Source organism: Amycolatopsis sp. NPDC003865, assembly GCF_053605345.1.
The window spans coordinates 271,743-282,847 of the sequence record NZ_JBSGJA010000001.1 but is presented as its reverse complement, the minus strand read 5'-3'; the positions used below and the strand labels follow the sequence as shown (position 1 = coordinate 282,847).

The 11,105-nt window shown below is 74.2% G+C and carries 15 protein-coding genes; 8 read left to right on the top strand and 7 right to left on the bottom strand.

Going from position 1 to position 11,105, the window contains the following annotated elements:
• Positions 1-29: 29 nt before the first annotated feature.
• The 5 genes from ACWEVP_RS01500 to ACWEVP_RS01480 form a co-directional block, all read right to left on the bottom strand.
• Complete coding sequence (locus tag ACWEVP_RS01500) at positions 30-368, bottom strand: competence type IV pilus major pilin ComGC (protein WP_452060667.1); 339 nt, start codon at positions 366-368, stop codon at positions 30-32.
• A gap of 97 nt (positions 369-465) precedes the next feature.
• Positions 466-882, bottom strand: coding sequence for a hypothetical protein (locus ACWEVP_RS01495; RefSeq protein WP_452060666.1), 417 nt, complete (start codon positions 880-882; stop codon positions 466-468).
• A complete protein-coding gene (locus ACWEVP_RS01490; RefSeq protein WP_452060665.1) occupies positions 879-1,361 on the bottom strand; it encodes a hypothetical protein in 483 nt (160 codons plus the stop codon). Before ACWEVP_RS01490 ends, ACWEVP_RS01495 begins: the two co-directional genes overlap by 4 nt.
• Complete coding sequence (locus ACWEVP_RS01485; protein ID WP_452060664.1) at positions 1,358-1,801, bottom strand: hypothetical protein; 444 nt, start codon at positions 1,799-1,801, stop codon at positions 1,358-1,360. Before ACWEVP_RS01485 ends, ACWEVP_RS01490 begins: the two co-directional genes overlap by 4 nt.
• A 9-nt stretch (positions 1,802-1,810) precedes the next feature.
• Positions 1,811-2,260, bottom strand: a complete 450-nt coding sequence (locus tag ACWEVP_RS01480; RefSeq protein ID WP_452060663.1) for a hypothetical protein — start codon at positions 2,258-2,260, stop codon at positions 1,811-1,813.
• Positions 2,261-2,607: 347 nt separating this feature from the next.
• Between ACWEVP_RS01480 and ACWEVP_RS01475 the strand changes: the two genes are divergently transcribed.
• Positions 2,608-3,189 carry an RNA polymerase sigma factor gene (locus ACWEVP_RS01475; RefSeq protein ID WP_452060662.1) on the top strand — a complete coding sequence of 194 codons (582 nt, stop codon included), beginning with the start codon at positions 2,608-2,610 and terminating at the stop codon, positions 3,187-3,189.
• A gap of 34 nt (positions 3,190-3,223) precedes the next feature.
• Positions 3,224-3,952 carry a hypothetical protein gene (locus tag ACWEVP_RS01470; protein WP_452060661.1) on the top strand — a complete coding sequence of 243 codons (729 nt, stop codon included), beginning with the start codon at positions 3,224-3,226 and terminating at the stop codon, positions 3,950-3,952.
• A 513-nt stretch (positions 3,953-4,465) separates the two neighbouring features.
• Here ACWEVP_RS01470 and ACWEVP_RS01465 read toward each other — a convergent pair.
• A complete protein-coding gene (locus ACWEVP_RS01465; RefSeq protein ID WP_452060660.1) occupies positions 4,466-5,209 on the bottom strand; it encodes an ATP-binding protein in 744 nt (247 codons plus the stop codon).
• Positions 5,210-5,464: 255 nt separating this feature from the next.
• Here ACWEVP_RS01465 and ACWEVP_RS01460 point away from each other — a divergent pair, with 255 nt between their 5' ends.
• The 3 genes from ACWEVP_RS01460 (at position 5,465) to ACWEVP_RS01450 (ending at position 8,293) form a co-directional block, all read left to right on the top strand.
• Positions 5,465-6,442, top strand: a complete 978-nt coding sequence (locus ACWEVP_RS01460) for an Acg family FMN-binding oxidoreductase (RefSeq protein ID WP_452060659.1) — start codon at positions 5,465-5,467, stop codon at positions 6,440-6,442.
• A gap of 123 nt (positions 6,443-6,565) precedes the next feature.
• Positions 6,566-7,051, top strand: coding sequence for a DUF6292 family protein (locus tag ACWEVP_RS01455; protein WP_452060658.1), 486 nt, complete (start codon positions 6,566-6,568; stop codon positions 7,049-7,051).
• Positions 7,052-7,336: 285 nt separating this feature from the next.
• A complete protein-coding gene (locus ACWEVP_RS01450) occupies positions 7,337-8,293 on the top strand; it encodes an anti-sigma factor RsbA family regulatory protein (RefSeq protein ID WP_452060657.1) in 957 nt (318 codons plus the stop codon).
• Positions 8,294-8,309: 16 nt separating this feature from the next.
• Here ACWEVP_RS01450 and ACWEVP_RS01445 read toward each other — a convergent pair whose 3' ends face one another.
• Complete coding sequence (locus ACWEVP_RS01445) at positions 8,310-8,822, bottom strand: helix-turn-helix domain-containing protein (RefSeq protein WP_452060656.1); 513 nt, start codon at positions 8,820-8,822, stop codon at positions 8,310-8,312.
• Between the two features lie 165 nt (positions 8,823-8,987).
• On the opposite strand from ACWEVP_RS01445, the gene ACWEVP_RS01440 reads away from it, so the two are divergent.
• The 3 genes from ACWEVP_RS01440 to ACWEVP_RS01430 are packed head-to-tail and all read left to right on the top strand — an operon-like array spanning position 8,988 to position 11,049.
• Positions 8,988-10,007 carry an NADH-quinone oxidoreductase subunit B family protein gene (locus ACWEVP_RS01440; RefSeq protein WP_452060655.1) on the top strand — a complete coding sequence of 340 codons (1,020 nt, stop codon included), beginning with the start codon at positions 8,988-8,990 and terminating at the stop codon, positions 10,005-10,007.
• Positions 10,004-10,444, top strand: coding sequence for a NifU family protein (locus ACWEVP_RS01435; RefSeq protein WP_452060654.1), 441 nt, complete (start codon positions 10,004-10,006; stop codon positions 10,442-10,444). Before ACWEVP_RS01440 ends, ACWEVP_RS01435 begins: the two co-directional genes overlap by 4 nt.
• Positions 10,441-11,049, top strand: a complete 609-nt coding sequence (locus ACWEVP_RS01430) for a DUF5947 family protein (protein WP_452060653.1) — start codon at positions 10,441-10,443, stop codon at positions 11,047-11,049. The genes ACWEVP_RS01435 and ACWEVP_RS01430 overlap by 4 nt, the downstream gene beginning before the upstream one ends.
• Positions 11,050-11,105 lie beyond the last annotated feature (56 nt).

The window sequence follows — 11,105 nt, the reverse complement described above, 5'->3', positions numbered from 1 at the left end:
GTGGGTCACCCCACCCCGCGGCGGGCGGATCAGTGGGTGCAGGCGCCGTTCGCGTGGACGAGACCGGCGGCATCGATCGTGATCGTGTAGCCGTTGGTGGCCGACGGCTCGTCCTTCAGGTAGCCGGCGTCCTTCAGGGCCTTGGGTGTGGCGGCGTAGGCGCCGGTTTTGGCGTAGAGGGCCTCGTTGGCGGTCTCGACGCTCTTCCAGTCGGCGTTGCACGCGGCGGCCTTGCCGTCGCCGTTGAACGCCGAGACGGCGAACACGACCACACCGGCGAGCACGCCGAGGATCACGACGACGATGAGCAGTTCGATGAGGGTGAAGCCGTCCTGGTTCGCCCGGGCGGCGCGGAGTCTCTGCAACATGGGAGTTCCTTCGGGTTGTCGGGTTTCGGTCGGGTCGAGGCGGTGGTGCGCGCCGTCCGGCGGGCCGCGGTCGGAGTGGTCGGACATGGGAGCCTCGTCAGGGGCAGCCGGTCGCGGCGGTCGTGGCCTGGCCGCGCCACTTGTTGTTAAGGCCGCGCACCGTGATCACAGCGGGCTTGTACGGCAGGTCGTAGCCGGTCAGGCCGGTCGCGGTCGTGGTGGTGAGTACCTGGCCGTTGCCACCGGCAGAATTGGTCGCGTAGACCTCGTAGTTCAGCGCGCCCGTGATCGCGGCCCAGCTGATGTTCACCGACTTGTTGCTGCCGTTGCACTTCACCGTGGTGACCGAGAAGGAGCCCGGCGCCGCGAGCTGCAACGCCTTGGCGCCTGCGTCTCCGGTCCCGCTCTTGAGCCAGGCGGCCTCGGCCCGCGCGTCGCCGACCGCGATCAGGCCGGTGATCGCCAGCGCCCACGCCGCCGCCACCAGGCCCGTGGCGAACACGATGCGGCTCATGCGCTCGCCACCGTCACCACGACCGGGATCGAGAACGCCGCGCCCTGGCAGCCGTCGTCCGAACCGGGTGCCATGGCGACCGCTTCGGACAGCGTGATGGTCGCGTTGCCGCCCGCGGCGATCGGCGTGCCCGGCGCCTGGTCCACCCGCCAGGACACGCCGGTCGTCGTGCAGGTGCCGATACCGCCGGAACCGGTCGGCGCACCGGTTCCGGCGGCCACCCTGGTGACCATCACCGGGTAGGGATTGGGGTTGGTCACCAGGAGCTTCGCCGTGCCCGTGCCGCCCGGGTAGAGCAGGCCGGTCGTGATCGCCGACGCGTCCACCGTGCCCGTCGCCGGGGCCGTGGCCGTGCCGGCCTTCGCCGTGGCCGAGCCCGAACCGGAGCTCGTCCAGGCCGCGACGGCGATCCCGCCGCCCAGCGTCGCGCCGACCACCGCGGTGACGACGACCGCGCGGCGCAGGGTGGGGCTGTTCATGGCTTGACCGCCGTTCCTGTGTACGTCAGGGGAAAAGTGAGGCCGCGGCACGCGTCGGGCGCGCCGGCGAGCAGGTGGGTGGTGAGCGCGACGTCGGCGGTGCCGTTCCCGGCGACCGTGACCGGCGCGGCGAGCGCGTCGACCCGCACCGACGACGCCGGGCAGCCCGGCACGGGCCGCCCGCCGCCGTCGACGGGCCTGCCGACCGTCGTGGTGACGGTCTGCACGAGGATCGGGAAGTTCTCGGCGTTCCCGAGCCGGATCCACCGCGTCCCGGTGGCGCCGGGGGCGAGGGCGGTGGCCCGGCCGGGCACGTCGGTGATGGCGAACTGCTTGATGCCGTTGCCGTTCGCGGCCGGCGCCGGTGCCGACGGGCCCACGACGAGCCACGTGCAGACCACCAGCGCGCCGGCCGGAAGGGCGAACCGCCACCTGGACATCTGCCGCGATCAGGCGTTCGACGAGAGGGTGGCGGTCAGCGGCAGCGTGAACGTCTGGCTCTTGCACGCGTCGGTGGCGGAGCCGCTCATCGTGGCGGTGAGGGTGTAGACCGCGCTCCCCTTGGGCGCGATGGTGCCGGTGGGGTTGGTGACCGCGGCGCTCGTCACGGTGCCCGCCGCGCAGCCGCCCTCGGTCACGTTGGAGGAGCCGGCGCTGATGCTGTTCACCACGACCGGGTAGTCGTTCTGGTTGTCGATGGTGACGGTGAAGGTCTTGACCGCGCCCGGGTAGAGCGTGGCGCCGGCGGCGGGGGAGATCACCGAGTTGGCCGAGGTGGTCGAGGTGACCGAGCCCGAGCCCGCGCCGGTGCTGGTCCAGGCGGCGTAGGCGACGCCGGCCACGACGACGACGCCGGCGGCGCCCAGGACGACCGCGGACCGCTTGCTGATCTTGCGCATGGGAAAGCTCCTTGGCTGTTACGTCGGGAGGGGTGCCGGGGCGGGGAGCACCGGCTGGTCCGAGGAGGACCGTCACGAAGAGTGTGCGGATTCCGAGACGTTCGTCACTCCGGGCGACCGGCCTGAGTAGTCCCCGGGCGACCGGCCCGATCGGAAGGGACCGATGTCACTTGATCGCGGGGGTGCCGACGTGGTACGCGCGCGGGCGATCGATATCCAGCGGTGGTGCTACGGGTCGAAGTGATCCGATGCGGCGTTGTGACCAGAGGCCGGCGGGGCGGGCTTTCGCGGGCCCGGCGGATGGCTCATGATGGCCGGGACGAATGCGGTGGGGCAGACCGCTAAGGATGCGTGTGGAGCTGAAGTCGGTCCCTTGCCGCGCGGCGGAGGACGCCGATCTGTCGACGGCCCTCGAGCGGGCGCAGCGAGGTGACGAGGACGCCTTCCGGGTGCTGTACCGGGCGGTGCACCCCGGGCTGTGCCGGTACCTGCGGGTGCTGGTGGGTCAGGACGCCGAGGACGTCGCCTCGGAGGCGTGGTTGCACATCACCCGCGACCTGGCGTCGTTCCGGGGCGACCCGGACGGCTTCCGGGCGTGGACGGCCACGATCGGGCGGCACCGGGCGCTGGACCACCTGCGCCACCGGCGCCGCCGGCCGGTCTCCGACGCGCCGGCCGAGTGGTTCCCCGATCGCCCCGCGCCCGACGACACCGCCGCCGCGGCGATCGAGGCGACGACCACCGACGCGGCGCTCGCGCTGATCGCGACGCTGCCGCGTGACCAGGCCGAAGCCGTGGTGCTGCGGGCCGTCGTCGGGCTCGACGCCAAGGCCGCCGCGGCGGTGCTCGGGAAGCGCCCCGGAGCCGTGCGCACCGCCGCCCACCGGGGACTTCGCACGCTCGCCGACCGCCTCGGCGGCCAGGTGTGACACTTTCGGGCCGCGCGGCGCTGAGGGAAGTGTGATGAGCAAGCACGAAGGGCGCCGGATCGACCGGCACACCGCCGAGCAGCTGCTGCGGGGTGCGCCGGACGACACCTCGGACGCGCTGGCCGGCCTGCTCGCCGCCGCGGCCGCCCCACCGCGCGACGGCGAGCTGGGTGGGGAGCCCGCGGCCGTGACGGCGTTCCTCGAGGCGGCTCGTCACGACCGAGCCCCTCGACCCCGGAGCCCCTCGATGAGCAAGAGCAGGCTGCGCCCGGTGCAGGTCGCGGCCGTCGCGGCGGCGGTCTTCGCCGTCGGCGGTGTCGCCGCGGCCGCCACCGGCGTACTGCCGTTGCCGGGCGGCGGCGCGACCCCGGCCCCGGCGGCGTCCGAGCACGCCCGCCCGGCCGCCGGCCCGTCGCCCGCGGCGACCTCGGCCCACCCGGGCGAGGGCACTCCGGCGGCGAGCCCGGCGTCACCGTCCCCGTCGCCGGCGGGGCTGTGCCACGCCTACGAAGCCGGCAGCAAGGACGAGCACGGCAAGGCGCTGGACAGCCCCGCGTTCACGGCGCTGATCACGGCCGCGGGAGGCCGGACCAACGTCGACGCCTACTGCGCGGCCCTGCTCGAGCAGGAGTCCCCGGGCCGTGGGCACACGACCGGCCCGGGCAATGCGGACAACGGCAAGGGCCACGCGGCCGCCACGCACCCGAACGGCCCGCCGGCCACGCACCCGGCAGGCCCGCCGGCGGGCCGTCCCGGCCACTGAGCCGGCGGGAGCACGGACCAGCGGCGATCCCACCACCCCCATTCCGGGATCGCCGCTCCCGGACGGGCGGCGGCCGACCACCCCCAATGTTCCCGGTCGCCGCCCGTTCAAGTACGGGGCAGGGCCGTGCGACGGCCCTACCCGGTGGTGCGAGATCTCGTCGGGGCGTCTCCGGTGGATGCCCCGACCACTCCGCACGGACCGGCCTCGGTGCGTCGCGGACAGCTCCCGTCGCGGGCGCAAGGTGGCGTAAGTCCATCCGGGCAGTCCGGCCGCGGTGCCCGCCACCCGTTCCGGGGTTTCCTGGTCCGGTCGTGAGCGGTGGCCGGCTCGGCCCGCGCCCACCCGGAGACCCGGGAGGTGGCCCCTGCGGTTCCCGCCGTCCGGCTCGGGCCGACGACCGGGCCCGGCACCCCCGCCCTGCTCGACTGCCGTGCCGGCCTGCCGGCCGTCCGGACCGGCCACCCGGCGAACGCCGTAACAGTGTCCAGTGTGGACGTCCGTTGTGGACTGTCAGTCCGGAGCGGGACGGCCGACCCGGAGCACCGCCCAAACGACCTTCCCGCCGGACCACCGGCGGCTGCTGCCCCAGGCCTGCGCGGCGTGGGCGACGATCCGCAGGCCGAGCCCCGGATCCCGCGGGTCGGGCCGCTCGAGCACGGTGGCGGGGGCCGGATCCTCGTCGGCGACCGCCACGGAAAGCAGCTCGCGGCGCAGGTCCAGCCGGATTTCGGGGACCGACGCCGTGTGTTGGACCGCGTTGCGGACCAGCTCCGCGGCGATCAGGGTGCCGTCGTAGATCAGCTGCGGGACCGCCCAGTCGATGCACCGCCGCCGGACGAACTCGCGCGCGAGGTCCTCCGCGTCGCCGGTGCGCGGGACGGTCCGGCGGGCCTGACGGCGCACGGGATGGCGCAACGCCCCTTCGGCCGTGTCGGCGTCCGGGCTCACCAAGACGAAGCGGCCGGTGCCGAACCGGTGGAAGAGCCGCAGGTGGTCCGGGCGGCGGGTCACCAGCGCGAACGGGACGCCGGGCCAGTCGCTGATGCGGGAGGCGACGAGCGGGAACACCGTCGCGGGCGAGGCCGCGCCGATGGCCAGGCCGTTGACGTCGGCGATCATGCCGCGCGGCGCTTCGGCGGCGACCTTGAGCAGGCCGTCGCGCAGGACCGCGTACCCGGCCAGGTCGAGCTGTCCGCTGGCCGTGACCAAGGTGCTGGTGGCGTGGGGTCGTGCTGTCAGTTCGATGCCGACCACGTTAGTCCGCGGGCCGGGTTCCGCAACGGCCCGCGGCGGACGCGGTGATTTTCACCCAGGTGGCCGACCGTGGTGGACGTTTCACAAAAGTGTTATCCGGTAAGGGAATCCGCACAGGCGATCGGCACGTGCGGCTGCGCGCCCGCCGGGCTCGGAGGGTCTTTGGTCCCTCCGGACGGGGACGGGCGACCGTCGCCGCCGCGAGCGCGGCGGGTGATGCTGGGGTGGTCCGCCCTTCGCGAACCGGAGCCCGTGATGAACCGACCGCTGCCCGACGTGTTCGACCAGGCGCTCGCCTCGGCCGTGCGCGCGCCTTCGCCGCACAACACCCAGCCCTGGCGGTTCGTGCTCGCGCGCGACCACGCCGAGGTGTGGCTGGATCGCGAGCGGGTGCTCACCGTCGCCGACCCGCACGGGCGGGAGGCCCGGCTCGCCTGCGGCGCGGCCGCGTTCAACCTGCAGATCTGCCTGCGCGCCAACGGGCTCGCCGCGTCCGTGCGGCTGCTGCCGGACCCCGCCGAGCCCGACCTGGTCGCGGTGATCCGGCTCGACGGCAACGAAAAGGCGAGCGCCGTCGAACGCCGGCTCGCCGAAGCCGTGTTCCGCCGGCACACCAACCGCCGTCCGCTGCTGGACAAGGAGGTGCCGTCCGCGGTGCGCGCCGCCCTCAAGTCGGCGGCGCTGAGCGAGGGCGGGCAGGTCGAGTACCTCGACGCCTCCGGCCGGTACACCCCGGTGGCTTCGCTGGTCCGGCAAGCCGAAGCCCTGCAGGCGGACGACCACGCCTTCGCGGCGGAAGCCGCGTTCTGGACCCACCGCCCGGCCGACAGCCCCGACGGCGTGCCCGAGATCGCGTCCGGACCGCCGCCGGACACCCCCGGCGTCGTGGCACTGCGGGCGTCGCACGAAAACCCCCGGCTGCCCGAGCGCGCGTACGAGCGGGAACCGCTGCTGGGTGCGGTGCTGACCCGGGACCGGGGGCCGCACGCGGAGGTCCGCGCCGGCATGGTGATGCAGCGGGTGCTGCTCACCGCGACCGCCGAGGGACTGGCGACGTCGTTCCTGTCGCAGCCGTTCGAGACCCCGCGCACGCGCGAGTCGCTCGACCGGCTCTTCGCCGGGCTCGGGCAGCCGCACACGTTGCTGCGCATCGGGTACGGCTACCCGGCGCGGCTGACCGCGCGCCGCGCCGTCGAGGACGTGCTGACCCGCCGCGACGTTCCGACGCGCTGACCGCGGCGGCGAAACCCCGGCGTAGGGACGAAAGGCCCTACGGTCAGGGCCGAACGGCGGCAGCAGGCGACCGCGGCGCCCTCGTACTCTCGGCTTCCGCGGGGGCCCGGTCCGGAGTGACCGGTGGACGTCCCGGACCGACGGAAGGTGATTCCCCTGCTGACCGGTATCGACCGTGACCACGGCCTGCGCAGCGGGCTGACCGGCTACCTCGCCGCGGTGAGCGCCGCGGTGGGGGTGGGCGCGGAGTCCTGCACCGTGGACCTCGACGACCCCGCTTCGGCGTACATCGCCCTCGACGTGCGGGTGCCCAGCCACCACGGGCGGGACACCGCCCTGCTGTGGGACGAACGCCACGGCTGGGCCTTCGCCGCGGAAACCCACTCCGGCGAGGACCTCCTGGTGCTCGCTTATCTGGGCGGTGAACTGGTGCCCGCGCCCGCCCGCGTCCGCGGCTTCGTCGCGGCGGTCCGCGCCGCCGGTGGCGCGTCCGGCGTGCCGGTTCCGCCGGACCTGCGCGGCGACCGGGGTGCCCTCGTGGAGCGGCTGCGGCGGCACCGCCTCGGCGCATGGCAGGCGGCGACCCCATTCCGGTTCCGGGCGGGCTGATTTCCGCCGACCGGGCCGGCTGCGGGGAAATTGTTTTCGATCGGCCTCCCCGCGTGCCGCGACAATCGTGTGGACACTTGTGTCCGGCGGACACATCTGGCCCGATCCGCCCAGGTGAGAACCACCTTGATGCCGGAATGGCACCTGCTCCGATCGGGTGCATTCAATTCGACGGGCAATAGCCGGATCGACCGTCCGCGAGTACGCTCCCAGCGATCCGCGAAGTTCCCGGGGGAAAAGGCGATCTTCTTCCACAAGCGGCGAAGCACGTTCTCAGGAGGCCCGGTGCCCAAGACGACCTCGGCAGCCGGTTCCGCACCGGCGGCAGCCGGTTTCCGGCACCAGGGCTGTGTCTACGGCAGCGACGCCGAGTTCCTCGCGACGGCCGTCCCGTTCGCGCGGGACGGCCTGCGGCTCGACGAGCCGGTGCTGGTCGCCACGACGACGGCCAACCTGCGGCTGCTGCGGGCCGAGCTGGGTGCCGACGCCGACCGGATCGCCGTCGCCGAGCCCGCCTATTTCGGCCGGCGGCCGGCCCACGTGGCCGAAGCCCTGCGCCGCTACTGGACGCGGCACCGCTCGACCGCGCCGACCGGCGCCGTCCGCGTCGTCGCCGAACCCGAGCGGAGCGGGGGTTCCGGTGCCGGGGCCGAGTGGCCGCACGTCGAGGCCGGCTTCAACGTGGCGCTGGCGGGCACCCGGATCTGGCTGATCTGCCCCTACGACACCAGGACGGTCGACCCCGCCGTGGTCGAGGACGCGCGGCGCACCCACCCGGAATGCGTGGTGCGCGGCGAGGTCCGGCCGTCCTCGCGGTTCGCGGCGTCCGGCAACCCGGGCGGAACCGGCGCCGACGCGCCGCCGGGCGCCGCCGACCTCTTCCGCTTCGAGGGCGACCTGGTCGCCGTCCGGCGGCACGTGCTGGACCGGGCGAGCGCGCTCCTGCGCTCGGCGGAGGCCGCGACGATGTTCGGCATCGCCGTGGGCGAAGCGATCGTCTACCTGGTCGAGCACGGGATCGACCGGGCGGCCGTGTGGGTGCGGCCGGCGGCCGGCCGGGTGGTGTGCACGCTGCACAGCGACCGGCCGGTCGACGGCCCCGCCTTCTACGGGCTGCGGCCCGCGGCCCGCCCCGGCGCCAGCCTGTGGATGACCGACCAGATCTGCGAGTGGCTCGACGTCAGCTCCGACGCCGCCGGCTGCACCATCGAGCTGGCGATGCCGGACTCGCCCGCCGCCTGAGGACACATCCGTCCGCTCAGCGCAGCCGGATCGCGCCGAACTGGTCCTCGATCCGGCGCAGGTCGCGCAGCCGCGGCTCGGTCTGCCCGCCGAGCCACCGGGTCATCGTCTTCGCCGACACGCCCAGCCGCTCGGCCGCGGTCTCCTTCGTGATCCCGTTGTCGCGCAACGCGTCGGCCAGCCAGTCGGCGAAGCTGGCGGCCGGCCCGGCCGGCGGCGCGGCGGCCGGGGCGGGCGCTCCGGCACGCGCCGGGACCACGTCGAACTCGACCCGCCCGGGGTACTTCCGGCAGGCGACCTCGAGCGCGCCCGCCGGACCGGCCGCGTCGAGCAAGGCACGCAAGATCGTATTGCCCACTTCGCGTTCTTCGGCCTCGGCGAGCGGCGCGTCCGCGAGGGACCGCTGAACGAATTCGCGGATTCCCGGAACGGAGGAGGGGCGGGCCGGAAAGATCTTGGTGACGATTTCCACCGGCACGACCTCGATCGATTCGCCCCGCGCCCGCCCGGCTGAGTCCCGCACGATCATTGCTCCTTCCGGTGGATGTCGAGTGTAGTCGCCGCGGCCGTTTCCGAGTGCGTCCGAACGGGGAGCGCGGTTTTGTCCCCGGCGCGCCGACAGGCCTGTCCGGGCGGTCTTGCCGCTGCCGCGGGACAGGTCTACGGTGAGCGTCCTCCGGAAAGGTGCCCAGTGATGACCAGGTCCACGCAGGCCGGCGACGGCCCGGCGGACGGCTCCGGAAATGGGCGGCCGAGCGTGCACATTCTGTGGATGAATGGCGGGCTGAGCTGTGACGGGGAATCGGTCGCGTTGACCGCTGCCACCCAGCCGAGTATCGAGGAGATCGTTCTCGGCGGCCTTCCCGGCCTGCCGGAAGTCGAGATGCACTGGCCGTTCCTCGATTTCCGGAGCGGGCCCGACGGCGGTGCGGACAGCTTCATCGCGTGGTGGCACCGGGCGGCCCGCGGCGAGCTCGACCCGTTCATCCTCGTCGTGGAAGGCTCGATCGCCGACGAGACCACCAAAGCCGAGGGCTACTGGTCCGGGTTCGGCACCGATCCGGAGACCGGCCAGCCGGTCACGGCTTCGGAGTGGCTCGACCGGCTGGCGCCCCGGGCGTTCGCGGTCCTGGCGGTCGGCACCTGCGCGAGCTACGGCGGCGTGCACGCGATGGCGGGCAACCCGACCGGCGCCATGGGCGTGCCGGAGTACCTCGGCCGCGACTGGCGGTCGCGGACCGGCCTGCCGATCGTGTGCGTGCCGGGCTGCCCGGCCCAGCCGGACAACCTCTCCGAGACGATCCTGCACCTGCTGTTCCAGGTGTCCGGGCGGGCGCCGGAGATCGACGTGGACGAGGCGCTGCGGCCGAAGTGGCTGTTCGGCAGCACCGTGCACGAAGGCTGCGACCGCGCGGGGTACTACGAGCAGGACGAGTTCGCCGACCGGCACGGCACGCCGCAGTGCCTGGTCAAGCTCGGCTGCTGGGGCCAGGTGGTCAAGTGCAACGTGCCCAAGCGCGGCTGGATCAACGGCGTGGGCGGCTGCCCGAACGTCGGCGGCATCTGCATCGGCTGCACCATGCCGGGGTTCCCGGACAAGTTCATGCCGTTCATGGAGGACCCGGCCGGCGCCGGGATCCCCTCGGTGACCAGCAGTGTGTCGGGCACGGCGATCCGCATCCTGCGCGAGATCCGGACGGCGGGCGATCGATGACCGCGGCCCGGCTGGAGACACTGCTGGGCGCGCTGCTGGCCGGGGAGCACCGGCGCACCACCGAGGAGCTCGTCCGCGAGCTGACCGACCTGTACGGGGACGGCCTGACGCGGGTCGTGGCGCTCCTGCGCGAACACGCCCCGCACCTGCTCGGACCGCTCGCCGCGGACGCCGCCGTCGCGGACCTGCTGGTGCTGCACGACCTCCACCCGCTCGACGCCCCGGCCCGGATCCGGCGCGCGCTGGAGCCGACGGGCGGCGAGTACGCCGGGATGGCCGCGGGCACGGTCCGGGTGCGCTTCGAAGACGGCTGCCCGGCCACGTCGAGGGCGGCGATCGAGGCCGCGGTCCGGGCCGCCGCCCCGGACGTCGCCCGCGTCGAGCTCGTCCGGCTGTACCGGATCGGCATGGGGCCGCCCGAGGGGAGAGCCTCATGAGTGTCCACACCGGACTCGAGCGGACGGCGCCCGGAACCCGGTTCGCGTCGCCGGAACGGTGTGACCTGTGCGGGACGCCGGTGGCCGCGCGCCACGGTCACGTGGCCGACACCGGCCGCCGCGGGCTGCTGTGCTCGTGCCGGGCGTGCTTCCTGCTGGTCACCCGGCGCGCGGGCGGGCAGGAGCGGTACCGCGCGGTGCCCGACCGCTACCTGCGGGCCCCCCACCCGGCCGCGCACCTCGACTGGTGCGGCCTCGGGATCCCGGCGCGGTTCGCGTTCTTCGTGCGCCGGGGCACGCGCGTGACGGCGTTCCGCCCGGGCCCGGCGGGCGTGACCGAGGTGGTCCTGCCACCGGGCACTCCCGGCGGCCACCCGCTGCTGACGGTGGCCGAACCGGACCTCGAAGCCGTCGTGGTCCGGGGTACCGAGGGCGGCACGGACTGCTTTCTCGTCCCGGTCGACGCCTGCTACCGCCTGGCCGGCGCGGTCCGCCGGTACTGGACCGGCCCGGACGGCGGCCCCGAGGTGCGGCTGCGCGTCGGCGAGCTGTTCCTGGAGATCGAACGGCTGGCCCGGGAGCCCCTGCCCGGCACCATCGCGTAGCTCCCGGACCACCCTGCGTACCCACCCCGCGGACTGTCGACGGATTGTCGACGGCC

What these genes read in the sequence shown, in the direction of transcription:
- ACWEVP_RS01500 (WP_452060667.1), bottom strand. Translation starts at nt 368, where the DNA reads ATGTTGCAGAGACTCCGCGCCGCCCGGGCGAACCAGGACGGCTTCACC.
- ACWEVP_RS01495 (WP_452060666.1), bottom strand. Translation starts at nt 882, where the DNA reads ATGAGCCGCATCGTGTTCGCCACGGGCCTGGTGGCGGCGGCGTGGGCG.
- ACWEVP_RS01490 (WP_452060665.1), bottom strand. Translation starts at nt 1,361, where the DNA reads ATGAACAGCCCCACCCTGCGCCGCGCGGTCGTCGTCACCGCGGTGGTC.
- ACWEVP_RS01485 (WP_452060664.1), bottom strand. Translation starts at nt 1,801, where the DNA reads ATGTCCAGGTGGCGGTTCGCCCTTCCGGCCGGCGCGCTGGTGGTCTGC.
- ACWEVP_RS01480 (WP_452060663.1), bottom strand. Translation starts at nt 2,260, where the DNA reads ATGCGCAAGATCAGCAAGCGGTCCGCGGTCGTCCTGGGCGCCGCCGGC.
- ACWEVP_RS01475 (WP_452060662.1), top strand. Translation starts at nt 2,608, where the DNA reads ATGCGTGTGGAGCTGAAGTCGGTCCCTTGCCGCGCGGCGGAGGACGCC.
- ACWEVP_RS01470 (WP_452060661.1), top strand. Translation starts at nt 3,224, where the DNA reads ATGAGCAAGCACGAAGGGCGCCGGATCGACCGGCACACCGCCGAGCAG.
- ACWEVP_RS01460 (WP_452060659.1), top strand. Translation starts at nt 5,465, where the DNA reads ATGAACCGACCGCTGCCCGACGTGTTCGACCAGGCGCTCGCCTCGGCC.
- ACWEVP_RS01445 (WP_452060656.1), bottom strand. Translation starts at nt 8,822, where the DNA reads ATGATCGTGCGGGACTCAGCCGGGCGGGCGCGGGGCGAATCGATCGAG.
- ACWEVP_RS01440 (WP_452060655.1), top strand. Translation starts at nt 8,988, where the DNA reads ATGACCAGGTCCACGCAGGCCGGCGACGGCCCGGCGGACGGCTCCGGA.
- ACWEVP_RS01435 (WP_452060654.1), top strand. Translation starts at nt 10,004, where the DNA reads ATGACCGCGGCCCGGCTGGAGACACTGCTGGGCGCGCTGCTGGCCGGG.
- ACWEVP_RS01430 (WP_452060653.1), top strand. Translation starts at nt 10,441, where the DNA reads ATGAGTGTCCACACCGGACTCGAGCGGACGGCGCCCGGAACCCGGTTC.